This is a genomic window from Pseudomonas sp. JBR1 (assembly GCF_028198185.1).
In the GTDB taxonomy this organism is placed as follows: domain Bacteria; phylum Pseudomonadota; class Gammaproteobacteria; order Pseudomonadales; family Pseudomonadaceae; genus Chryseomonas; species Chryseomonas oryzihabitans_E.
In genome coordinates this window covers 4,780,263-4,802,852 of the sequence record NZ_CP116340.1, presented here as the reverse complement: position 1 = coordinate 4,802,852, position 22,590 = coordinate 4,780,263, and the positions used below count along the sequence as shown (strand labels likewise).

Below are 22,590 nucleotides of genomic sequence, written 5' to 3'. Positions count from 1 at the left end.
CCAGAAGGGATCGCCCATCCTAAGCAGTGGCGCGGCCGCAGGGCAACGCTCAATCGCGCTTGCCCGTGGTCATGGTCGGATTCTGCCAGGGGCCTTCGATGTGGTAGTTGATGCTGGCCATGCGGGTGATGCGGTCGCCAATCAGCCGATCGACGATGAACAGCGCGCCGCCGATGGCCGGCGCCCCGGCGATCAGCGCGGCCAGCGGCAGGGAGTTGCTGACCGGCAGCCCGACCTTGAGGTTGGCGTCGATGCGATTGCTGGCCATGTCCAGCAGGCCCTGCAGACTCATCTCGGCACCCGGCCCGCTCAGGCTGATGGGCTTGCGGGTACGGAAGGCGCCCTGCTGGGCGTCGAGTACCCCGGTAATGCTGTCGTAGCTCAAGCCCTTGCCGAACAGATCGGAGAAGTCCAGGCGCAGGCGGCGGCGGATGGATTCGAAGTTGAGCAGGCCGAAGATACGCAGCGCCGAAGCCGTTCCTTCCACCTGGCGCAACTGGCCATCGTTGAAGCGCGCATCGAGATTGCCATTGAGCCGCGCCAGGGCGACATGGGCAGGCGAGCCGGGCCAGTCGACCCGGGCATCCAGCCGGAAATCGCGACTGGTCACGCTGGAGGCGAAATTCCAGCCCAGCAGGATGTCGGCGATGTTGCCGCCGGACAGACGTCCCTGGTAGTAGCTGTGGGTCGCACCCGGCGCTCCTTCCCAACGCAGGGAGCCCATGACCTTGAGGCCGCGCAGGTCGAGGTCCAGGGCATTGAAGTTGGCGCCGGATGGCGACGGCCTGAGCTGCAGGCGCTGGGCACCGACCAGGCGCCCACCCAGTTCGAAACGGTCGATGACCAGATTCAGCGCTGGCAGGGTGCGCGGATCGACGTCAGCCAGCGGATCGGGACGGGGCGCGTCGCTTTCCACCGAGGGATCTGCCGGGGTCTGGGGAATGCGCAGGTGCTGTAGGTTGATGTCGATCGGCTGGCCAGTCTGGCGGGGGATACGCACTTGGCCAGCCACGGTCTGGCTGGCCAGTCCCAGTTGACAGGCATTGCCCTGGGGCGCGTAGGTGAGGCGCAGGTTGTCGATTTCCTGGCCGAACGCCAGAAAGCGCCCGAAGCTGAGATCGCCGCGTCCGAGGCTGGAGATATCGACCGCGTTGCCGCCGCCCTGCCCCGCCCCGCCACTGCCGCTGGCCTTGCCATAACGCTGATAGACGTCCTGCCAGGCCGCCAGATCGAATTCCGCGAGTTGGCCGCGCAGGTCGTAACCGGCAGTGGTGGGCAGATTGGCGGTCCCGCCACCCAGCACGATCTCGCCGCGCCCCTTGTCCATGGCCTTGGGATCGAGCATCAGCACGGCGTCAGCAAGCCCCTTGTAGGTCGCTTCCACCCGGCGCTCACCCTCGTTGAGCGCCAGGCTGAAGAAGGCCTCACGGCTCTGGTCCGCGCTCTTGCCGAAGGGCGCCGGCAGATCGATGGCTACCCCGCGCAGGTCGGAGGTAACGGCCAGCTCGCTGTGCTCGGCAAGGGTCAGACCGAGGCGATAGCCAAGCAGGCCCCGCGCCGGGAGGGGTCGCCCCTCGCTGCCCAGCCAGCGTGCCAGCTGGTCCACGTCCACGCGGCCGTCCACTACCAGGCGGGTACGGGGCTCGTTGGCCTTGCCTTCGGCCAGGGCCTGACCGCGAATGGGTTGATCGAAGACACGCGCCTGGATGTCGGGTGCGCTGAGGCCGCTACGAGTGTCGTAGCGGAAGGTGCCGCGCAGGTCGGTGAGGGTCAGCTGGGGATCCGCCAGCTCCAGGCGCGCCTTGTCCGGCGTCAGCTCGACCACCACGACGGGTGGCTGTCCCTTGGCCAGGGGAATGTCCAGATTCAGGCTGCTGTTGTTGAGCGCCCCCTCCCCCTTCCAGCCGGCGAAGACCTTGGCGGTCGGTAGCGGCGTGTCCTGGAGGATCTTCAGGCCATCGCGCACGCTGCTGTCGAGTCGTGCGGTAAGACGCAGGTGCGGCGCGCTGCCATCGTGCAGCAGCGGGATACGGGCTTCGACATCCCTGACCCGGGTGTCGAGGATGCGCCCCTCGGGTACCTGAACCTTGACCCCATCGCTCTCGATGAAGACATCACCCCGGGCTTCGCGCAGCGCGGGCCAGCCGGGCTGATAGGCCAGCTGGGCATCGTGTACCCGGAAGAACAGACTCATGGTGCGCGAGTGCGGAGGCGAGCCATGGCGCAGGGAGCCCTGGTACTGGTAGATGGCCTCGTCGATCCGGCCGCCGACGATGGCGGTGGTCAGCCACTGGGCCAGTTCCGGACTGAAGTCGGTCGCCGGCAGCTTGGTGGGCAGGTACTTGCGGGTGTAGCTCGCGTCGCCGTCCTTGAGGCCGACACGCAGGTCCATGTAGCTGTCCACCTCGGGGTGCAGACCGAGCTGGATGTGCATGTCGCCACTGGCCGCACCCTCCGGCCCGGTGACCTGCATCAGGGCACTGCCGAGGGTGAAGCGCTGATCGTCGAGGCTCCAGGTCAATCGCGCCTTGGCGGTGCGATAGCGCCAGGGCTCGGGAAAGAGGTCACTCAGGTGCAGCATGAAGTCGCTGGTGTCCAGGCGCAATTCGCCGCCGCCCAGACTGCCGCTCAGGCTGCCGGTGACACCCTCGACGGCAGGCGCCCCCCGATAGGCGGAAACGCCCACCCGCTCCAGGTTGGCCGCATAGGAGAGCCGCTCGCGCAGGGGCTTCTGCGGATAGAAGTCGGCGTTGAGATTGCGCAGCTGACCATGGGGCGCCAAGGCCTGCACGGCCTGGGCGACAGGCGCCGGCAAGGGTGCCAGGTCCCGCGCCAGCCGGGCAGCCTGCTTGAGATCCAGCTGGTCGCTACGTACCTGCAGGTGCTGGGCGGTGCTGTCGTAGGCCAGGGCGTAGCGCGCTTCAAGCGGCTTGCCGTCGAGCTGCGCCCTGAGCGCTATCGCCCCGCTGTATTGGCCGGCGTCGCCAGCCTGCTGGTCGCTGTCCAGCGCCAGGGCCTGCAGCCGCACAGGGGGGTGATCGGCATAGGCGAGCGTCAGCTCATCCGCCTTCAGGCGCACATGGGAACGCTGCAACCGCCCTTCGGCCCAGGCGAACCAGAGCTCGCCTTCCGCCTGGGCACGGCGCAATTGCCATTGCCGGGTCAGGGTTCCCGGGATCCAGCGGGACCAGTCGCTGGCGGGCAGGCTGACATAGCCTTCCAGCCCACTGGCGCGCCAGTCCTCGGGCCGTGGCCTGGCGATGAAATGCGCCGCCACCGTGCCGCCATCGGGCAGTCGGAAACGCGTTGCCAGTTCCAGGGCACCGTTCAACTGCCGGGACAGGCTGGCCTCGGCATACCTGAGGGTCACCGGGGAACCCTGCTGGGGGATCAGACTGAGCTGGCTGTCCAGCAGACTGGCATGACCCAGGCGCGCCAGGGCATCGAGCAGCGGACCCGGATCGAAGGGCTTGGCGTCCGGCGCCCGCGGCGGCAGGCCGCGCAATTGCCAGTGGCCCTGGGCATCCTCCTCCAGGACCAGATGGACGCCATCGATCTGCACCGACTTGAGCCGCAGCTGGCGATGCCAGAGACTGCCGAGCACATCCGGCACCACCTTGAGATGATCCAGCTGTACGCTGCTTTCGCCGCGCCCCAGGCTCAGATCGCGCAGGATCAGCACCGGATTCCAGGTGGCCCAGCGTCCTTCGAGTCGTCCCAGGCGCACCGGCTCGCCCAACGCGGCGGTAGCGCGCCCCTCGACCTCGCTGCGGTATTCGCCGACCCAGGGCATGAGCAGCCGCCCCAGGCCCATATAGAGGGTCACCAGGGCCAGCAGTAGCAGCGCCAAGCCAAGCGCGCCGCGTTTGAGCAGGGACATCAAGGCACGAACCTAGAGCAGCACGACATCGTACTGCTCCTGGGAATACATGGTCTCCACCTGGAACTTGACGGTGCGGCCGATGAAGGCTTCGAGATCGGCGACATTGCCCGATTCCTCGTCCAGCAGCCGATCCACCACCTTCTGATTGGCCAGCACCAGATAGGAATTGGCCTGGTAGGCCCGCGCCTCGCGCAGGATTTCGCGAAAGATCTCGTAGCAAATGGTCTCGGCGGTGCGCAGGATGCCGCGTCCCTGACAATTGCCGCAGGGTTCGCAGAGCACCTGGGACAGGCTCTCGCGGGTGCGCTTGCGGGTCATCTGCAGGAGGCCCAGCTCGGTGATGCCGATGATATTGGTCTTGGCATGGTCACGTTCGAGCTGCTTTTCCAGGGTACGGATCACCTGGCGCTGATGCTCCTCGTCTTCCATGTCGATGAAATCGATGATGATGATGCCGCCGAGATTGCGCAGCCGCAGCTGACGGGCAATGGCGGTAGCGGCCTCCAGGTTGGTCTTGAAGATGGTCTCTTCCAGATTGCGATGGCCGACGAAGGCGCCGGTATTGACGTCGATGGTGGTCATCGCCTCGGTGGGATCTATCACCAGATAGCCGCCGGACTTGAGTAGTACCTTGCGCTCCAGGGCCTTCTGGATCTCGTCTTCCACGCCATACAGATCGAAGATCGGCCGCTCGCCCGGATAATGCTCCAGCCGCGCCGCCACCTCGGGCATCAACTCCTCGACGAACTGGCCGATGCGCTGGAAGTTCTCGCGGCTGTCGACGCGGATCTTTTCCGTGCGCGGCCCGACCAGATCACGCAAGGCGCGCAGGGCCAGGGTCAGGTCTTCATAGATGGGCGCCGGCGTCGGTCCCTGCAGATTGCTGGAGATCTGCTGCCAAAGGCGGCGCAGATAGCGGATGTCGGCCAGGATGTCTTCCTCGCGCGCCGCCTCGGCGGCGGTGCGCAGGATGAAACCGCCCTCGTGCTCAATGCCCTCGCTTTCCACGCAACGCGCCATGATCGCCTTGAGGCGCTCGCGTTCGGCTTCGTCCTCGATCTTCAGCGAGATGCCGACATGGGAGGTACGCGGCATATAGACCAGATAGCGCGAGGGAATCGACAGATGGGTGGTAAGGCGCGCGCCCTTGGTGCCGATGGGGTCCTTGGTGACCTGGACCACCAGCGTCTGGCCCTCGCGCACCAGCGCGCTGATGCTCTCCACCGCCGCGCCTTCACGCTGGGATATCTCGGCGGCGTGGATGAAGGCCGCGCGGGCCAGGCCGATGTCGATGAAGGCCGCCTGCATGCCCGGCAGTACCCGCACGACCCGGCCGCGATAGATGTTGCCGACGATGCCGCGGCGCAACGTGCGCTCGACGTGCACCTCCTGTAGCACACCGTTTTCCACGACGGCGACACGGGACTCCATGGGAGTGATGTTGATGAGGATCTCTTCGCTCATGGAGGACTCTTGGACGACGTGGAAGGGCGGAATGAGGACCGGGATACCAGGGACCTCAAGACTGAGCGGTCGGCCGTCCGACAGGCCGCCAACAAGGGATGGCGAAAGCGCTCAGCAGTTCCGCGGTTTCGCACAGCGGCAGCCCTACGACGGCGCTGTAGCTGCCTTGCAGTCCGCGAACGAAGACCGCACCGGCGCCCTGGATGGCATAGCTGCCGGCCTTGTCGGCCGGCTCGCCGGTGTCCCAGTAGCGTTCGGCTTCACCGGGGGCCAGGGGACGAAACTCCACCTCCGCGGCGACCACGCGACTCAGACAGCGCTCGCCATCGGCCACGGCAACGCCGGTCACCACCCGATGCCGTCGACCACCCAAAGCGTTGAGCATGGCCAGCGCCTCGGCGCGATCGCGGGGCTTGCCGAGCAGTTGGTCATCGAGCACCACGCAGGTGTCGGCGCCCAGGACACAGCCATCGGAGGCGCCGGCCAGTACTTGCCGGCCCATGGCCGCCTTGGCCCGGGCCAGGCGCTCGACATAGGCGTCCGCCGCCTCCCCCGGATGAGGGGTTTCGTCCACCGTCGCGGCGACTTTCTGGAAGGCGACGCCGATCTGTTCGAGCAGTTCGGCACGCCGTGGCGAGGCGGAGGCGAGATAGAGCTGGGGCATCGACAACAACCAGATGACGAGGGGATGACGGGAGAATGCCAGCCCATCGCCGGTGAAACCAGCTTAGGCTTTGCGGGAAAAGAGCCTGCGCTCGGTCATGCGGCGTTGAACATCCCTTCGGAAGGCTCGTTCATCACTGGTAAACGCCGTGTCCTCAGAGAGTCTTGCCTGCCTTGCCTTCGGCCAGCGGTGGTTCAGACCGCCTCAGGTGACACCGAATCTGAGGCGCAGCCCGCGCAGCAGCAGATAGATCCACGGCCAGAGCAGCGCGCTGACCAGCGAGGGGGTGAGAAACACCAGGGTCGGTGGCCGGCTGCCGGCCAGGGCGTTGAGCCACAGCGCCAGCAGCTGGGCGATACCGTAGACCACCAGCAGCACGAAACTCTGTTGCCAGACGGGAAAGGCGCGCAGCCGCTGCGCCAGGGAGCGGACCAGGAAGACGACCAGGCTCAGCACCAGGGCGGTCTGCCCCAGCAGGCTGCCATAGAGCACGTCCTCGGCGATGCCCATCACCCAGGCGGTGAGCAGCCCGACGCGGTGCGGTAGGGCCAGGGTCCAGAAGGTCAGCAGCATGGCCAGCCACAGCGGCCGACCGATCTCCATGAATTCCGGCATGGGCACGATGGAGAGCAGCAGCCCGACCAGCAGGGTGAGCCAGATCACCCACCCGTTATGGCCGATGCGCAGCGCCATCAACGATCACCCTCGTCGGGCAATTCCGCGGCTGGCTGCTGGGCCCGACGTGGTGCCTGGGTACCGGTCGTGGCCGGTTGGGCGGGCGACCTGGCTGGCGTGGCAGGATGCGCCGCGGCGCCATTCGCACCCGCAGGTGGCTTGGTCGGCGTGGCCGGATGAGCCCCAGTGTTGCCCTGGGTCGCCGGAGGCTTGGTCGGGGTCGCGGCGCGACTGCTGGCGGCGGCGCTCGGCGCTGGCGTAGCAGGAGCCGGCGGCTGCGCGGCGGAGGCTCCGGCGGGGGCCGGATTCGCGGCGGCGGCCGGACGCTGGGCGGCATGGCGATCCGCCGCCTCCTGGGCCTCGGCGGCATCGTTGGCGCGTTGCTCCGGGGTGCGGGTATCGCTGAACACCAGCAGCATGTAGCGACTGCGATTGAGCTTGGCGGTGGGAATGGCGCGCACCACGGCGAAGGGCTGCCCCGAGTCGTGGATCACCTTGGACACCGTGGCCACCGGATAACCGGCCGGGAAACGCTGCCCCAACCCGGAGCTCACCAGCAGGTCGCCTTCCTTGATGTCGGCGGTATCGGCCACATAGCGCAGCTCCAGGCGCTCGGGGTTACCGGTGCCGGCGGCAATGGCGCGCAGGCCGTTGCGATTGACCTGCACCGGAATGCTGTGGGTCACGTCGGTCAGCAGCAGGACGCGCGCCGAATAGGGCATCACCTCCACCACCTGCCCCATCAGGCCACTGGCGTCGAGCACCGGTTGGCCGACGAAGACACCGTCCTTCGCGCCCTTGTCGATGATGATGCGATGGGTATAGGGATTGGGATCGACGCCGATCAGCTCGCCAACCAGCACCTTGTCGTCCACCAGGGCGGCGGAATTGAGCAGCTCGCGCAGGCGTACGTTCTGTTCGGTGAGGGCGGCCAGCTTCTGCAGTCGCCGTTGCAGCAGGAGCTGCTCGGCCTTGAGTCTTTCGTTTTCCGCCATCAACTCGGTACGGCTGGAAAACTGATCGCTGACAACTTCCCAGGCGCGCACGGGAAAGCCCGCCACCTGATAGAGGGGCGAGAGTACCAGCGCCAGTTCGCTGCGCACCGGCTTCAGATAGTCGAAACGCGCGTCGGTGACCATGACACCCACCGAAAGGGCGGCCAGGATCAGCAGACGAATGCCCAGCGCTGGGCCTTTGCTGAAAATCGGCTTGATGGTGAGTTCCTCGCAGAACGCGCCCGGCACCCCGGTAGCCTAGGGCGACCGGAGCGGGGCCTGTAGCCTGGAACTGCCTTATTCGGTGGACAGCAGGTCCATGGCGTGGCGATCCATCATTTCCAGCGCCTTGCCGCCGCCCCGGGCCACGCAGGTCAGGGGGTCTTCGGCGACGATCACCGGCAGGCCGGTTTCCAGCGCCAGCAGCTTGTCCAGGTCGCGCAGCAGAGCGCCACCACCGGTGAGCACCAGGCCACGCTCGGCGATGTCGGACGCCAGCTCCGGCGGTGACTGCTCCAGGCAGCTCTTGACCGCCTGGACGATGGTCGCCAGGGATTCCTGCATGGCTTCGAGCACCTCGTTGGAATTGAGGGTGAAGCTGCGCGGGACGCCTTCGGCCAGGTTGCGACCCCGGACATCGATCTCGCGGACCTCGCCGCCCGGGTAGGCGGTGCCGATTTCCTGCTTGATGCGCTCGGCGGTGGATTCGCCGATCAGGCTGCCGTAGTTGCGGCGCACGTAGGTGACGATGGCTTCGTCGAAGCGATCACCGCCGACGCGGACGGACTCGGCATAGACCACACCGTTCAGGGAGATCAGTGCGATCTCGGTGGTGCCACCACCGATGTCGACGACCATGGAACCATGGGCTTCCTCGACCGGCAGACCGGCGCCAATGGCTGCGGCCATCGGCTCCTCGATCAGGAACACCTCACGGGCACCCGCGCCGAGCGCGGATTCACGGATGGCGCGGCGCTCGACCTGGGTCGACTTGCAGGGCACGCAGATCAGCACCCGCGGACTGGGCTGCAGGAAGCTGTTCTCGTGCACCTTGTTGATAAAGTATTGCAACATCTTTTCGCAGACGCTGAAGTCGGCAATGACGCCGTCCTTCATCGGACGGATGGCGGCAATGTTGCCCGGGGTGCGACCCAGCATGCGCTTGGCGTCGGTACCGACGGCGACCACGCTCTTCTGGTTGCTACTGCCGTGGGTGCGGATGGCGACCACCGACGGCTCGTTCAGCACGATGCCGCGCTCGCGGACGTAAATCAGAGTGTTGGCGGTCCCCAGGTCGATCGACAGATCGCTGGAGAACATGCCACGCAATTTCTTGAACATGAGGTGACCCTAGGCGGTGACAAGCAGGCACGCGACAGGACAAACGTGCGGGTAAAAAAGTGCGGCAGACTCTAACAATCGCGGGGATTTAGGGCAAGGCGCCGATATGCTAGATTGAGAGCTTTTCCGGGCCGTTAAGCCCCCGTTCAACGCGGCGCCCGACCCGCCAGCCCGTCTCCAGCATACGCGGCCGCCAACTGGGTCACGCCGCCTTCCTGCTTGGAGAAGCCGATGGCGCTCGAACGCACCGACGTCGAAAAGATCGCTCACCTGGCCCGCCTGGGTCTCGACGAGGCGGATCTCGCCGCTACCACCGCTACCCTCAACGATATCCTCGGCCTCGTCGACCAGATGCAGGCCGTGGACACCGCGGACATCGCCCCCCTTGCCCACCCGCTGGAAGCCACCCAGCGCCTGCGGCCCGACCAGGCTACCGAAGGCGACCAGCGCGCGACCTACCAGGCCATCGCCCCGGCCGTGGAAGCCGGGCTGTACCTGGTTCCCAAGGTGATCGAGTGAGACACGACATGCATCAGCTGACCCTGACCGAGATCGCCGCCGCCCTGGCCGCGAAGGACTTTTCCGCCGAAGAACTGACCGGCGAGCTGCTGCAACGGATCGAGCAGCTCGATCCCCAGCTCAACAGTTTCATCACCGTGACCGCCGAGCAGGCGCTGGAACAGGCGCGCACTGCCGATGCCCGCCGCGCCGCCGGCGAGACGGGCGCCCTGCTGGGCGCGCCCCTCGCCCACAAGGACCTGTTCTGTACCCAGGGCGTGCTGACCAGCTGCGGCTCGAAGATCCTCACTGGCTTCAAGGCACCCTACGACGCCACCGTGGTGGAGAGGCTGGCCGCGGCCGGCACCGTCTCCCTCGGCAAGCTGAACATGGACGAATTCGCCATGGGTTCGGCCAACGAATCCAGCCACTACGGCCCGGTGAAGAATCCCTGGGACGTCACCCGGGTGCCTGGCGGCTCTTCCGGCGGCTCCGCCGCTGCCGTGGCCGCGCGGCTGTTGCCGGCTGCCACCGGCACCGACACCGGCGGCTCGATCCGCCAGCCGGCGGCCCTGACCAACCTCACCGGCATCAAGCCTACCTACGGCCGTGTCTCGCGCTGGGGCATGATCGCCTACGCCTCCAGCCTCGACCAGGGCGGTCCGCTGGCACGTACCGCCGAGGACTGCGCCCTGCTCTTGCAGGCCATGGCCGGCTTCGACCCCAAGGATTCCACCAGCGTCGACCAGCCGGTGGACGACTACCGTGCCGCCCTGCAGCAGCCGCTGACCGGCCTGCGCATCGGCCTGCCAAGGGAATACTTCGGCGCCGGTCTCGATGCCCGCATCGGTGAGAAGGTACTGGCCGTGGTCGAGGAGCTGAAGAAGCTCGGCGCCACCGTCAAGGACATCTCCCTGCCCAACCTGCAGCACGCCATCCCGGCCTACTACGTCATCGCCCCGGCCGAGGCCAGCTCCAACCTGTCGCGCTTCGACGGCGTGCGCTTCGGCTATCGCTGCGAAAATCCGGTCAACCTGGAAGATCTCTACAAGAGATCCCGCGGCGAAGGCTTCGGCGCCGAGGTGAAGCGCCGCATCATGGTCGGCACCTACGCCCTGTCGGCTGGCTACTACGACGCCTATTACCTCAAGGCGCAGCGCATCCGCCGGCTGATCAAGAACGACTTTGTCGCGGCCTTCGCCGAGGTCGACGTCATCCTCGGCCCGACCACGCCGAACCTGGCCTGGAAGCTCGGCGAAAAGGGTGGTGACCCGGTCTCCGCCTATCTCGAAGATATCTACACCATCACCGCCAACCTCGCCGGCATTCCCGGCCTGTCGATGCCGGCCGGCTTCGTCGATGGCCTGCCGGTGGGCGTGCAACTGCTCGGCAACTATTTCCAGGAAGGCCGTCTACTCAACGTCGCCCACCAGTACCAGCAGGTCAGCGACTGGCATCGCCAGGCGCCGAGCGGCTTCTGAGGAAGGATAGAGACATGCAATGGGAAACCGTGATCGGGCTTGAGATTCACGCTCAGCTCAGCACCCAATCGAAGATTTTCTCCGGCAGCGCCACCAGCTTCGGCGCCGAGCCCAACGCCCACGCCAGCCTGGTCGACCTGGGCATGCCCGGCACCCTGCCGGTGCTCAACGCCGAGGCCGTGCGCATGGCCTGCAAGTTCGGTCTGGCCATCGATGCCGAGATCGCCGAGCGCAACGTCTTCGCGCGCAAGAACTACTTCTACCCGGACCTGCCCAAGGGCTACCAGACCAGCCAGATGAATCATCCCATCGTCGGCAAGGGCCACCTGGACATCACCCTGGAAGACGGCACCGTCAAGCGTATCGGCATCACCCGTGCGCACCTGGAAGAGGACGCCGGCAAGAGCCTGCACGAAGACTTCCACGGCATGAGCGGCATCGACCTGAACCGCGCCGGCACCCCCCTGCTGGAGATCGTCTCCGAGCCGGACATCCGCAGCGCCAAGGAAGCCGTGGCCTACGTCAAGGCCATCCACGCCCTGGTGCGCTACCTGGGTATCTGCGACGGCAACATGGCCGAGGGCTCGCTGCGTTGCGACTGCAACGTCTCGGTGCGCCCCAAGGGTCAGGAAGCCTTCGGCACCCGCGCCGAGATCAAGAACGTCAACTCCTTCCGCTTCATCGAGAAGGCCATCAACCACGAGGTTCAGCGCCAGATCGAACTCATCGAGGATGGTGGCAAAGTCGTGCAGGAAACCCGCCTGTACGATCCCAACAAGGATGAGACCCGCTCCATGCGGAGCAAGGAAGAAGCCAACGACTACCGTTACTTCCCCTGCCCCGACCTGCTGCCGGTCGTGATCGAGCCAGCCTTCCTCGCCGAGGTGCGCAGCCAGTTGCCTGAGCTGCCGACCGAAAAGCGCGACCGCTTCCAGCGTGAGTACGGCCTGTCGGTCTATGACGCCAGCGTGTTGTCCGCCAGCCGCGAGCTGGCCGACTACTTCGAGGAAGTCCAGCGGGTGAGCGGAGATGCCAAGCTGGCCGCCAACTGGGTGATGGGCGACCTGTCCAGCCTGCTCAACAAGCAGGACCTGGAGATCGGCCAGGCACCGGTGAGCGCGGCCCAGCTGGGCGGCCTGATCCTGCGCATCAAGGACGACACCATCTCCGGCAAGATCGCCAAGATGGTGTTCGAAGCCCTGGCCGCCGGCGAAGGCGAGAGCGCCGATGCCATCATCGAAGCCAAGGGCCTCAAGCAGGTCACCGACAGCGGCGCCATCGAGGCCATGCTGGACGAGGTCCTGGCCGCCAATGCCGCCCAGGTCGAGCAATACCGCGCCAGCGACGAAGCCAAGCGCGGCAAGATGTTCGGCTTCTTCGTCGGCCAGGCGATGAAGGCTTCCAAGGGCAAGGCCAACCCCGGCCAGGTCAACCAGTTGCTCAAGCAGAAACTGGAAGGCTGACGGCAGTCGCACGGGGTAACGGACCGGGGCTGACAGCCTCGGTTCGAGCCCTTAAGCTGCTGCCGGTCGTTTTGCCAGGAGGCATCGAGATGCATCGGATCCACCGCGTTGGACTGTTGTCGCTGGTCCTGCTGTTCGCCGGTTGCGCCAGTCATGAGAGCTTCCCGCCACCGCTGTCCTCCAGCGCGGCCCATGACTATCAGGACACCGGCATGGCGTCCTTCTACTCCAAGTGGCACGCCGGCCGCCGTACCGCCAGCGGCGAGAAGTACGACCCCAACGCCCTGACCGCCGCCCATCGCACCCTGCCTTTCGGTACCCGCGTCCAGGTCACCAACCTGGCCAACGGCCGCAGCGTGGTGGTCCGCATCAATGATCGCGGCCCGACGGTGCGCCGGCGGGTGATCGACCTGTCGCGCAGCGCGGCCGATCGGCTCGATATGGTGGCCGACGGGACCTCCAGGGTCAGCATCCGCAGCCTGGACTGAGACTCTCAGGTCGGGCTAGCCCTGACAGGCCGGGGCATAGGCCCACAGCATCCGCGGTGGCGCGGCAGCAAGCTTCTGGGCGATGGCTACGTAGCGCGGGTCAAGCAGACTGGCCGACCAGTACAGCGTCCTGGCGCCTTTCGGATCCCAGACCCCCGCATAGCCTGGCAGCCCGGCCTCGGCCCGCTGCACATCGAAGCGCACCGTCGTATGGCGGAATTCTTCATGGCTGCGCTGGCCTTGCGCATAGGGCAGCAGCCAGTCGAGCGTCGCGGCCAGAGTCTGCCCTTCGCGGCCCGGCAGCCGTAGCCAGTCCTCGCCACGCCCCCGGGCCACTGCGGCAGCCAGCACCAGCGGTTCGAGATCGTAGACGACATAGTGCAAGGCATCGCGCTCGCTGAAGTCGAGCACCTCGCCATCGGGTTTGATGTTGACCGCCAGCTGGGTGACGAAGGCCGCCCGTGCCCGGGCAAACAGTGCCCGGTCATCCAGGGCGCTGGCCGCCAGGGTCACCAGCTTGATCCTGTGGCTCTGCCAGTTGTTGCTCCAGACGCCCCGGTCATCGCCGCGGTGCGCCTCCATTTGCTGCAGATACCCCTGAGCCAGTGCCTCGATGAAGGCGCGGGTGCGCCGGGCCATTGGCGCCGGAAGGTTCGTCGCGGTCAACCGATAGGCCGCGATGAGCATGCCCAGGTTGGTCTCGTCGATGGGTTGGAAGCTGGGCCGATATAACGGTATCCAGGCATCGAGATAGCCTGCCAGCCGCGCCAGGGCCGCGGCATCGTGGTTATCTCGCCAGGCCAGCGCCAAGTCGAGCATATAGCCGAAATCGCGTACGGCCGCCGTGGACTGATCGTGGATGCCCGTATGAGGCAGCGTCCCCGCGGTATGGATGATCGGCAGCGCCTGGGGCGCGGGAGCTGGAGGGTTGCCGACCGCCCGCGTCAGCGCAGCGGCCGAGGGCGGCTTGGCGGCCAGGCAAGTCGCATGCCCAGGCGTCGCGGCGAGGGCGAGAAACAGCAGGGCGGCACTCATGACAGGGACCCTCTGGCTGGACGTTGCTCAAGAAGCGCCTGCACCAAGGCACCAGCTCTCCCCTACCCTAACGGCTTCGCGACCCAGGCGCGGCGTGCAATCCAGTCTGCCCACCCGCCCTTAGGATCGCCTTAAGCCAGGCGAGCCTCGCCGCCTCAGGGCCTTGAGCGCTCTACCAGCGCCTTGAGACGCGGGCAGAAAAAAGCCCGCGACCAGACAACTGGTCGCGGGCAAGCAACTGAGGAGAGGTGCTTGATAGCCCTCTCAGGCGCTGGACCTTACTGCGGGCCGAGCTTGTCCATCAGTGCAGCCAGCTGCTCGTACTCGTCCTGCTTGAGATCGGTCAGCGGGGTGCGTACGGGACCGGCATCGTAACCGGCGATCTTGGCGCCCGCCTTGACGATGCTCACGGCGTAACCGGCGCAGCGGTTGCGGATCTCCAGGTACGGCAGGAAGAAGTCGTCGATCAGCTTGCCGACAGCCTCGTGGTCGTCACGGGCGATGGCTTCGTAGAACTGCACGGCGGTCTTGGGCACGAAGTTGAATACGGCCGACGAATAGACCGGTACGCCCAGCGCCTTGTAGGCGGCGGCATAGACTTCGGCGGTGGGCAGACCGCCCAGGTAGCTGAAGCGATCACCCAGACGGCGGCGGATGGCGACCATCAGCTCGATGTCACCCAGGCCGTCCTTGTAGCCGATCAGGTTAGGGCAACGCTCGGCCAGCTGCTCCAGATGATGGGGCTGCAGGCGGCAGACGTTGCGATTGTAGACCACTACGCCGATCTTGACCGATTTGCAGACGGCCTCGACATGGGCGGCGACGCCGTCCTGACTGGCTTCGGTCAGGTAGTGCGGCAGCAGCAGCAGACCCTTGGCACCCAGGCGCTCGGCTTCCTGGGCATAGGCGATGGCCTGGCGAGTGGAGCCGCCGACGCCAGCGAGAATCGGCACGCTGCCCTGGCAGGTGTCCACGGCGGTCTTGATGATGCCGCTGTATTCGCTGGCTTCCAGCGAGAAGAATTCACCGGTGCCGCCAGCCGCGAACAGCGCGGTAGCGCCGTAGGGGGCCAGCCACTCCAGGCGCTTGGCATAGGTATCGGGACGGAAGTCGCCGTTGGCATCGAAGTCGGTCAGCGGGAAGGACAGCAGACCGGAAGAGAGGACGTGTTTGAGTTCTTGTGGAGTCATCTTGAGTGCCTCGGCGTAGGTTGGACTGAGGTGCGGCGCGTCCGCTACCTGTTGTAAGTCATCGTACAACCTCTCTTGTGGAAGGGGCAAGCCCCTACCATGAAAATGCGTATCGCCAGGTCAATGCCCTGGTTTCACGCCCCTTCCGCCTGACGCTCCATCTCTTCATGGGCGCGTCTCAGGCGCTCGCGACTGTTGCTCAGGTGCAGACGCATGGCCGAACGAGCCGCCTCCAGATCGCCATCTTCGATGGCCTGGACGATGGCTTCATGCTCGGCGTCCAGCCGGCTCTGGTAGCGCTGCTGGTCATCGTGGGCGAGATAGGCGGAATTGAGTCGGGTACGGGGAATCAGCACCGTGCCGAGGTAACCCATGATGTCGCTGAAATAGCGATTGCCGGTGGAGCTGGCGATCAACAGGTGCAACTCCAGGTCGGCGCTTACCGCGCGGTCGGGCTGCTCGACACCGGTGCGCATGTTTTCCAGCAAGGTCCACATCGTCTGCAATTGCTCGGCGGAACGACGCTGGGCCGCGAGGCCGGCTGCCTCGACTTCCAGGCTGATGCGCAATTCGAGCATTGCCAGGACGTCCTTGAGGGTGGTGATGGTCGCCAGATCGATTGGCAGCGGCGACTCGGGGCGTCGCTCCAGCACGAAGGTGCCTATGCCGTGACGGGTCTCCACATAGCCGCCGGCCTGCAGTCGGGAGATGGCCTCGCGTACCACGGTGCGGCTCACGCCTTGGGCCTGCATGATGGCCGATTCCGTGGGGAGCTTGTCGCCTGGCTGAAACTGGCCATCGCCGATCTGCTGGATCAGCACCGCGACGACCTCTTCTGCCAGGCTACGGGGTCTTTTTCGGGGGCGGGATACGGTGGGGGCTGACATGGATTCTCGTACCGATTGAAGGGACTCTGGAATCATAGCACCCACCTCCTCCCAAACGCCCTATTTAGACCGCTCGGTCCATATCAAGACACGTCCACTACCGCTCTAGGGCGCAGCTCTTGGTCCTCCAGCAGCAAGTGGCGACGGTGGTAGGCCCTCAGGCTGGGCCGGTGCCCGACGCTGACCAGGGTAAGGCCAGGATTCTCGGCCAGCAGGCGTTCATAGAGAAGGCGCTCGTCCGCCTCGCTCAGCGCCGAGCTGGCCTCGTCGAGGAACAGCCACTCGGGGGCATAGAGCAGCGCCCGCGCCAGGGCCACCCGCTGCTGCTCGCCGGGCGACAGGGTCCGCTCCCAATGACGGGCTTCGTCCAGATGCTCAAGAAGATGCTCCAGGCGGCACAGCTGCAGCACCTCCGTCAGACGTGCGTCGGAGTAGGCATCGGCGGCTTGCGGATAGGCCAGCGCCTCGCGCAGGGAGCCGATGGGCAGATAGGGTTGCTGTGGCAGGAAGAGCTGGCGTCCGGCCGGCACGGCGATATCGCCCTGCCCCTGCCGCCAGAGTCCGGCCAGGGCGCGCAGCAGGGTGCTCTTGCCGCTGCCCGAGGCGCCTTCGATCAGCAGGTGCTCGCCACGGGCGATGCGCAGATCGGTGGGGTGTAGCAGCAGCCGGCCGGCGGCGCTCAGGGTAAGGCTCTCCAGCAGCAGGTCCTGGTCGCCGGTACGCGGCACCAGCACTTCGGATTCCTGGCTCAGTTCGGCCATGGTCTCGCGGAAGGTGAGCAGGCGATCGGAGATGGCGCGCCAGGACGCCAGGCTGACGTAGGCGTCGACGAACCAGCTGAGACTTTCCTGAACGTTGCCGAAGGCCGAGTTGATCTGCATCAGGTCGCCCAGCTGGATCTTGCCCGAGAAATAGCGCGGCGCCGCCAGCACGAAGCCGGCAACGATGGCGATCTGGCTGTAGCCGGCGGTAAAGAAGGTCAGGCGCTTGGTGTAGTTCATCAGCAGGTGGTAGTTGCCCCAGACATAGCCGAAACGCTCCAGCAGGCGTTGCTGCTCGTTGGCCTCGCCACGGAACAAGGCTACGCTTTCGGCCTTCTCGCGGACCCTGATCAGACCGAAACGCAGATCGGCTTCGTAGCGCTGCTGCTGGTTGTACAGGCCGATCAGCCGTCGACCGATGAGATGGGTCAGCCAGGTGCCGATGGTGGCGTAGATCAGCGCGGCCCAGAACATGTAGGCCGGAATGGTGATGCCAAACAGGGTGATGTCGCCGGAAATGCCGAACAGGATGACGCTGAAGGACACCAGGCTGACCACGGTACGGATAAAACCAAGTCCCAGGGTCAGGGTGGTTTCGGCGAAGTCGCGGATGTCTTCGGTGAGGCGCTGGTCGGGGTTGTCCGCGCCGCCTTCGCGTTCGAGATGATAGTAGTTGCGATCGGACAGCCAGAGCCCGAAGTGCTTTTCGGTCAGCCAGCGGCGCCAGTTGATGGTCAGCGCCTGGGTCAGGTACAGCCGGTACACCGCCAGCAGGATGGCCGTGGTCGCCAGACCGCAGAAATACAGCATCAGGCGGATGAAGGCAGCGAGATCGCGATTCTGCAGAGCATCGTAGAAATAGCGATACCAGGTATTGAGGGCCACCGACAGGCCTACCCCGGCCAGGGACAGGGCGATGACCACGGACAGCAGAAGCCAGGCCTTGCCCTTCTCATCACTGCGCCAGTAGGGGGTGATCAGGGCCCAGACACGGGCAAGAAAATGCCCGCGGGAAGCTCCATAGACGGAGGGTACGGGTACGGCGGATTCGGACATGCTCGGACTCTCAAGGACTGCTCAACGAGACGCTTGCACAGCCTATGCCGAGATGCCTGAACGAAGTCTGACTGAAACAATGTAACACTCATCGCCCCCGGCCCGTGGACGATGAGGCTCGCTCAGCGGCGTACGGGGCGCTTCTGCAACTTGCGCTGCAGGGTCCGGCGGTGCATGCCCAGGGCGCGAGCGGTCGCCGAGATGTTGCCTTCGTGCTCGGCCAGCACCCGCTGGATGTGCTCCCACTGTAGGCGGTCCACCGACATGGGATTGTCCGGCACCAGGGTGTCGAGGTCGGCGTGCTGGGCGAGCAAGGCGGCCAGGACATCGTCGGCATCGGCCGGCTTGCACAGGTAGTTGGTGGCGCCGCGCTTGATGGCTTCCACGGCGGTGGCGATGCTGGAATAGCCGGTCAGCAAGACCACGCGCATCTCCGGATGCAGTTCCAGCAGCTTGGGCAGCAGCACCAGGCCGGAGTCGCCTTCCATCTTCAGGTCGAGCACCGCGTAGTCCGGCAGGTCGTCCTTGGCCAGCTGCAGGCCTTCCTCGGCGCTGTCGGCGATGGATACCCGCAGGCCACGGCGATCCATGGCCCGGGCCATGACCCGGGTAAAGGTGGGATCGTCGTCCACCAGCAGGATGTGGGGCTGGTCGTCGAAACCGCTGTTGAGGTCGTCAGTCATAGAATTCTCCAGGCATTCACGCCAAGGCGTAGTGCCGCGGCAGGCGCAATTCGGTCAGGGTGCCGCCTTCTTCGTGATTGTAGAGCTTCACCGTGCCACCAGCACGGGTGACGCTGGCCTGGCTGAGGAACAGCCCCAGCCCGAAGCCCTTGCCCTTGGTGGTGAAGAAGGGCTTGCCAAGCTGCTCGGCGATGGCAAGGGGCACTCCGGCCCCGTGGTCACGAATCGACAGGCACAGCTCGCGAGCATCCCAGTGCAGGCGGATGGCCAGGTCTTCCGGGCAAGCATCGGCGGCATTGTTGAGTAGATTCAGCAGTGCCTGGGTAAGTTCGACCGGCGGCGTCAGGCGTGGCGGCGTGCCCAGGCTGACCACCTCGAAGCGATAGGTGGCTTCCGGCCGCATCAGGTGCCAGCGATCCATGGTCGCCTCCAGCCATTCCACCGCGGTCTGCTCCTGCACGGTCTGGCGCCGGTCGGCCTCGGCGGCGCGCACCAGTTGCTGCAGGGTCTGCTTGCATTGCCCGACCTGCACCTGCAACAGCGCTAGGTCCTCGCTCAGGGTCGGCTGATCGGCGTGCTCCTGCTGCAATTCCTTGAGCAGCACGCTCATGGTGGACAGCGGGGTACCCAGTTCATGGGCGGCACCGGCCGCCTGGGTGGCGACCGCCAGCAACTGCTGGTCGCGCATGGCCTGCTCGCGGCGTTGGGCCTGTAGGTTCTCCTGCTCACGCAGGGCGGTGGCCATCCGCGCGACGAACAGGGTGATGACGGCGGCGGACAGCGCGAAGCTCAGCCACATGCCGTAGCTCAGCACCGCGCCATCGTTGGCTACCAGCAGATGCAGCGGCTCATAGGAGAGCAGCATCAGCGAGAAGACCACCAGGGTCAGGGCCGCCAATACCAGGGTGTAGAGCCAGGGCAATGTGGCCGCGGCGATGGTCAGGGGCACCAGGTAATAGGAGGCGAAGGGGTTGGTCGGCCCGCCGGCGAAATACAGCAGCGCACTGTGGATGGCCAGGTCGCAGCCCAGGTGCGCGGCATATTCCTGCTCGGTGACCGGCCAGGGGCGGGTCAGTCGCAGGGCGGCAAACAGGCAGAGTACCGCGGAGACGCCCAGGGTGATGGCCAGGGCCGTCCAGGGCAGCTGGACGATGCCCGACAGCCGGGCGATGCCCACCGAGCCAGCCTGGGCGGCCAGCACCAGCACGCGGATGAGAACCAGGCGCCCGAGATTCTGGCGATTGGCGGACAACCATTGAACGGGCAAGGAGAACATGCGAGGTTCCAGGCGCAAGAAACGATCGAGACGGCGGGCCCCAGAGGGGCGTGTCCGTCAGAGCAGACCCGGCATTATAGCGAGCCCCGTCCGCCTTCAGCCGCAGACGCGGCAATGCGACGCACCATCCGCCGGGCCTGAGGTCCCAAGGCTTTCGTACTGCCAATCAGGAGAACACCATGACCTTTTCCCTACGCCCACTCGTGCTGGGCGCCGCCCTGTTCAGCGCCGCGCTCGCCACCGGCGCCCAAGCCGACGAGCCGCGTTACAACCAGATCAGCCTGAGGGCCGAGGTCAGTCGCGAAGTGCCGCGTGATCGCATGCAGGTCATGCTCTATACCGAGAGCCAGGGCCAGGATCCGGCGGCGCTGGCCAGCGACACCACCAAGACTCTCAATGCAGCCCTGGAAGAAGCCCGCAAGGTCAAAGGCGTAGATGTCTCCCTGGGCAATCGCAACACCTACCCGGTCTACGAAGACCAGGGCCGTGCCATCAATGCCTGGCGCGAGCGCGGCGAGCTGCGTCTGGAAAGCGCGGATTTCGCCGCCCTGTCCAAGCTGACCGGCGAGCTGCTGGGCACGCTGAAGATGGGCAACCTGCAATTCACCATCGCCGATGGCACCCGCAAGCAGCAGGAGGATGCCCTGTTCAAGGACGCCGTGGCCGCCTTCAAGGCCCGCGCCCAGTTGGCGACCGACGCCTTGGGGGGCTCGGGCTATCGCATCGTCAATCTGGACCTGGGCACCAGTGGCGTTCCTCAGCCGCTGCCGATGCTGCGCATGTCGGCGATGAAGGCCGCCAGTGACGCCGTGACCCCGGATGTCGCACCGGGTACGACCACCGTCGAAGTGACGGCAGGCGGTACCATCGAAGTACAGATGCCCTGATCTAGTGCAGAAAAGTAACAATGCTGTCTCGGTGCGCACTTTTGGTGCGCACCGATTCCACGCTGCGACATCCTGTCTTACATCTTTGCGACATCTGTTTTGTGTTTGGGTCTCTTCGGGTCAATAGCTCGCCTGAGCTATGGACATGGGCATAAGCTGTGCATGTGGGCTCATCTGTCCACAAGACATCGGCATTCTGTTTCGCAACGCCACATCGTGTTGCGCCGTCCCCGACATGAGGTCTCCATGCACAAGAACGTACTCGCTGCCCTCTTCGCTTCCGGTCTGCTGGCCGGCGCACCCCTGGCCCAGGCGGCCAACCTGGTGTTCTGCTCCGAAGGCAGCCCGGCCGGCTTCGACCCGGCGCAATACACCACTGGCACCGACTGGGATGCCTCGGCCGAGACCGTGTTCAATGAACTGGTGCAGTTCGAGCGCGGCGGTACCCAGGTCAAGCCTGGCCTGGCCGAAAGCTGGGACATCAGCCCGGACAGCAAGACCTACACCTTCCATCTGCGCCAGGGCGTGAAGTTCCATACCACCGACTACTTCAAGCCGACCCGCGACTTCAATGCCGATGACGTGGTCTTCACCTTCCAGCGCATGCTGGACAAGAACCAGCCGTTCCGTAAGGCCTATCCCACCGAGTTCCCCTACTTCACCGACATGGGCCTGGACAAGAATATCGCCAAGGTCGAGAAGGTCGATGAGCACAGCGTGCGCTTCACCCTGAACGACGTCGACGCGGCCTTCCTGCAGAACGTCGCCATGCCTTTCGCTTCGATCCTGTCCGCCGAGTACGCCGATCAGCTACTCAAGCAGGGCAAGGCCGCCGATATCAACCAGAAACCGGTCGGCACGGGGCCCTTCGTCTTCAACCGCTACCAGAAGGATGCGGTGATCCGCTTCAAGGCCAACCCCAGCTACTGGGACAAGGAAGACGGCCCCAAGGTGGACAACCTGATCTTCTCCATCAACACCGATCCTTCCGTACGCATCCAGAAACTCAAGGCCGGCGAGTGCCAGATCACCGCCTACCCGCGCCCGGCCGACCTGGAAGGTCTGAAGAAGGACGCCAACCTGCAGATGCCGTCGCAGCCCGGCTTCAACGAAGGCTGGCTGGGCTTCAACGTCAAGCACGCGCCGCTGGACAAGATCGAGGTGCGCCAGGCGCTGGATATGGCTATCAACAAGAAGGCCATCATCGACACCGTCTACCAGGGCGCCGGTCAGGAGGCGGTCAATGCCATGCCGCCGACCCAGTGGTCCTATGACACCTCGATCAAGGCGGTGCCTTACGATCCTGCCAAAGCCAAGGCCATGCTGGAGAAGGCAGGCGTCAAGGAAGGCACCGAGATCACCCTCTGGGCCATGCCGGTGCAACGCCCCTACAACCCCAATGCTCGCCTGATGGCCGAGATGATCCAGCAGGATTGGTCCAAGGTCGGCGTCAAGGCCAGGATCGTCAGCTACGAATGGGGCGAGTACATCAAGCGTGCCCACAACGGCGAGCACGACAGCCTGTTGATCGGCTGGAGCGGCGACAACGGTGACCCGGACAATTGGCTGGGCACCAACTTCGGCTGCGACGCGGTCGGTGGCAACAACTTCTCCATGTGGTGCTACAAGCCCTACGAGGATCTGATCCAGGCTGCCAAGCGCACCACCGACCAGGCCAAGCGTACCGAGCTCTACCAGCAGGCTCAGAAGGTCATCATGGAGCAGCGCCCCCTGGCGCCCATCGCCCATTCGACCCTCTACATGCCCATGCGCAAAGAGGTCCAGGGCTTCAAGATCAGCCCCTTCGGACTGAACCAGTTCTACGGCGTCAGCGTCAGCAAGTGAAGCCTCTTGGCCAGGTCC

Annotated in this window: 18 protein-coding genes; 6 read left to right on the top strand and 12 right to left on the bottom strand. The window is 65.5% G+C overall.

The annotated features are described in order from the left end of the window. Positions 1 to 49 precede the first annotated feature (49 nt). The 6 genes from PJ259_RS22130 to mreB all read right to left on the bottom strand — a co-directional run bounded on the left by PJ259_RS22130 (position 50) and on the right by mreB (position 9,022). Entirely contained in the window at positions 50 to 3,880 is a 3,831-nt protein-coding gene (locus tag PJ259_RS22130; protein ID WP_271654194.1) for a YhdP family protein, read from the bottom strand. A 12-nt stretch (positions 3,881 to 3,892) separates the two neighbouring features. Continuing rightward, positions 3,893 to 5,347 (bottom strand): ribonuclease G, encoded by a 1,455-nt coding sequence (gene rng / locus PJ259_RS22125; RefSeq protein WP_059314016.1) that lies wholly within the window; start codon positions 5,345 to 5,347, stop codon positions 3,893 to 3,895. Positions 5,348 to 5,402: 55 nt separating this feature from the next. Beyond that, positions 5,403 to 6,011: a Maf family protein gene (locus PJ259_RS22120; RefSeq protein ID WP_271654193.1), complete on the bottom strand. Its 609-nt coding sequence runs from the start codon at positions 6,009 to 6,011 to the stop codon at positions 5,403 to 5,405. Between the two features lie 204 nt (positions 6,012 to 6,215). Beyond that, the gene (gene mreD / locus PJ259_RS22115) at positions 6,216 to 6,704 is read right to left on the bottom strand and encodes a rod shape-determining protein MreD (protein ID WP_059314014.1); all 489 of its coding nucleotides are present in this window, start codon (positions 6,702 to 6,704) and stop codon (positions 6,216 to 6,218) included. Further along, the gene (gene mreC / locus PJ259_RS22110; RefSeq protein ID WP_156428992.1) at positions 6,704 to 7,891 is read right to left on the bottom strand and encodes a rod shape-determining protein MreC; all 1,188 of its coding nucleotides are present in this window, start codon (positions 7,889 to 7,891) and stop codon (positions 6,704 to 6,706) included. The genes mreD and mreC overlap by 1 nt, the downstream gene beginning before the upstream one ends. Positions 7,892 to 7,978: 87 nt before the next feature. Beyond that, entirely contained in the window at positions 7,979 to 9,022 is a 1,044-nt protein-coding gene (gene mreB / locus PJ259_RS22105) for a rod shape-determining protein MreB (RefSeq protein WP_059314013.1), read from the bottom strand. A 231-nt stretch (positions 9,023 to 9,253) separates the two neighbouring features. On the opposite strand from mreB, the gene gatC reads away from it, so the two are divergent. From gatC to PJ259_RS22085, 4 genes are all read left to right on the top strand, one after another. After that, positions 9,254 to 9,541: an Asp-tRNA(Asn)/Glu-tRNA(Gln) amidotransferase subunit GatC gene (gene gatC, locus PJ259_RS22100; protein ID WP_271654192.1), complete on the top strand. Its 288-nt coding sequence runs from the start codon at positions 9,254 to 9,256 to the stop codon at positions 9,539 to 9,541. Between the two features lie 8 nt (positions 9,542 to 9,549). After that, entirely contained in the window at positions 9,550 to 11,001 is a 1,452-nt protein-coding gene (gene gatA, locus PJ259_RS22095; RefSeq protein ID WP_271654191.1) for an Asp-tRNA(Asn)/Glu-tRNA(Gln) amidotransferase subunit GatA, read from the top strand. A 14-nt stretch (positions 11,002 to 11,015) separates the two neighbouring features. Next, a complete protein-coding gene (gene gatB / locus PJ259_RS22090; protein WP_271654190.1) occupies positions 11,016 to 12,464 on the top strand; it encodes an Asp-tRNA(Asn)/Glu-tRNA(Gln) amidotransferase subunit GatB in 1,449 nt (482 codons plus the stop codon). Positions 12,465 to 12,553: 89 nt separating this feature from the next. After that, positions 12,554 to 12,952: a septal ring lytic transglycosylase RlpA family protein gene (locus PJ259_RS22085; protein WP_271654189.1), complete on the top strand. Its 399-nt coding sequence runs from the start codon at positions 12,554 to 12,556 to the stop codon at positions 12,950 to 12,952. A 15-nt stretch (positions 12,953 to 12,967) separates the two neighbouring features. On the opposite strand, the gene PJ259_RS22080 is transcribed toward PJ259_RS22085, so the two are convergent. From PJ259_RS22080 to PJ259_RS22055, 6 genes are all read right to left on the bottom strand, one after another. Then, on the bottom strand, positions 12,968 to 13,987 hold the full coding sequence (locus PJ259_RS22080; protein WP_271654188.1) for an alginate lyase family protein: 1,020 nt from the start codon (positions 13,985 to 13,987) through the stop codon (positions 12,968 to 12,970). Positions 13,988 to 14,265: 278 nt separating this feature from the next. Further along, positions 14,266 to 15,177: a 5-dehydro-4-deoxyglucarate dehydratase gene (kdgD, locus tag PJ259_RS22075; RefSeq protein WP_017642389.1), complete on the bottom strand. Its 912-nt coding sequence runs from the start codon at positions 15,175 to 15,177 to the stop codon at positions 14,266 to 14,268. 134 nt (positions 15,178 to 15,311) lie between these two features. Further along, positions 15,312 to 16,064: a FadR/GntR family transcriptional regulator gene (locus PJ259_RS22070; protein ID WP_174523129.1), complete on the bottom strand. Its 753-nt coding sequence runs from the start codon at positions 16,062 to 16,064 to the stop codon at positions 15,312 to 15,314. 83 nt (positions 16,065 to 16,147) lie between these two features. Next, a complete protein-coding gene (locus tag PJ259_RS22065; RefSeq protein ID WP_271654187.1) occupies positions 16,148 to 17,881 on the bottom strand; it encodes an ABC transporter ATP-binding protein/permease in 1,734 nt (577 codons plus the stop codon). 122 nt (positions 17,882 to 18,003) lie between these two features. Then, positions 18,004 to 18,564, bottom strand: coding sequence for a response regulator transcription factor (locus tag PJ259_RS22060; protein WP_059314005.1), 561 nt, complete (start codon positions 18,562 to 18,564; stop codon positions 18,004 to 18,006). A 16-nt stretch (positions 18,565 to 18,580) separates the two neighbouring features. Continuing rightward, positions 18,581 to 19,840 carry an ATP-binding protein gene (locus PJ259_RS22055; RefSeq protein ID WP_059314004.1) on the bottom strand — a complete coding sequence of 420 codons (1,260 nt, stop codon included), beginning with the start codon at positions 19,838 to 19,840 and terminating at the stop codon, positions 18,581 to 18,583. Positions 19,841 to 20,019: 179 nt separating this feature from the next. On the opposite strand from PJ259_RS22055, the gene PJ259_RS22050 reads away from it, so the two are divergent. Next, complete coding sequence (locus tag PJ259_RS22050; RefSeq protein ID WP_271654186.1) at positions 20,020 to 20,727, top strand: SIMPL domain-containing protein; 708 nt, start codon at positions 20,020 to 20,022, stop codon at positions 20,725 to 20,727. 246 nt (positions 20,728 to 20,973) lie between these two features. Next, positions 20,974 to 22,572, top strand: coding sequence for an ABC transporter substrate-binding protein (locus PJ259_RS22045; protein WP_271654185.1), 1,599 nt, complete (start codon positions 20,974 to 20,976; stop codon positions 22,570 to 22,572). The last annotated feature ends 18 nt before the right edge of the window (positions 22,573 to 22,590 follow it).

Bases quoted from the DNA above. Each gene is read 5' to 3' on its own strand.
- PJ259_RS22050 (WP_271654186.1), top strand. From the start codon at position 20,020: ATGACCTTTTCCCTACGCCCACTCGTGCTGGGCGCCGCCCTGTTCAGC.
- mreB (WP_059314013.1), bottom strand. From the start codon at position 9,022: ATGTTCAAGAAATTGCGTGGCATGTTCTCCAGCGATCTGTCGATCGAC.
- PJ259_RS22065 (WP_271654187.1), bottom strand. From the start codon at position 17,881: ATGTCCGAATCCGCCGTACCCGTACCCTCCGTCTATGGAGCTTCCCGC.
- PJ259_RS22130 (WP_271654194.1), bottom strand. From the start codon at position 3,880: ATGTCCCTGCTCAAACGCGGCGCGCTTGGCTTGGCGCTGCTACTGCTG.
- gatB (WP_271654190.1), top strand. From the start codon at position 11,016: ATGCAATGGGAAACCGTGATCGGGCTTGAGATTCACGCTCAGCTCAGC.
- PJ259_RS22055 (WP_059314004.1), bottom strand. From the start codon at position 19,840: ATGTTCTCCTTGCCCGTTCAATGGTTGTCCGCCAATCGCCAGAATCTC.
- mreD (WP_059314014.1), bottom strand. From the start codon at position 6,704: ATGGCGCTGCGCATCGGCCATAACGGGTGGGTGATCTGGCTCACCCTG.
- rng (WP_059314016.1), bottom strand. From the start codon at position 5,347: ATGAGCGAAGAGATCCTCATCAACATCACTCCCATGGAGTCCCGTGTC.
- gatC (WP_271654192.1), top strand. From the start codon at position 9,254: ATGGCGCTCGAACGCACCGACGTCGAAAAGATCGCTCACCTGGCCCGC.
- gatA (WP_271654191.1), top strand. From the start codon at position 9,550: ATGCATCAGCTGACCCTGACCGAGATCGCCGCCGCCCTGGCCGCGAAG.
- PJ259_RS22080 (WP_271654188.1), bottom strand. From the start codon at position 13,987: ATGAGTGCCGCCCTGCTGTTTCTCGCCCTCGCCGCGACGCCTGGGCAT.
- PJ259_RS22045 (WP_271654185.1), top strand. From the start codon at position 20,974: ATGCACAAGAACGTACTCGCTGCCCTCTTCGCTTCCGGTCTGCTGGCC.
- PJ259_RS22070 (WP_174523129.1), bottom strand. From the start codon at position 16,064: ATGTCAGCCCCCACCGTATCCCGCCCCCGAAAAAGACCCCGTAGCCTG.
- kdgD (WP_017642389.1), bottom strand. From the start codon at position 15,177: ATGACTCCACAAGAACTCAAACACGTCCTCTCTTCCGGTCTGCTGTCC.
- PJ259_RS22060 (WP_059314005.1), bottom strand. From the start codon at position 18,564: ATGACTGACGACCTCAACAGCGGTTTCGACGACCAGCCCCACATCCTG.
- PJ259_RS22085 (WP_271654189.1), top strand. From the start codon at position 12,554: ATGCATCGGATCCACCGCGTTGGACTGTTGTCGCTGGTCCTGCTGTTC.
- PJ259_RS22120 (WP_271654193.1), bottom strand. From the start codon at position 6,011: ATGCCCCAGCTCTATCTCGCCTCCGCCTCGCCACGGCGTGCCGAACTG.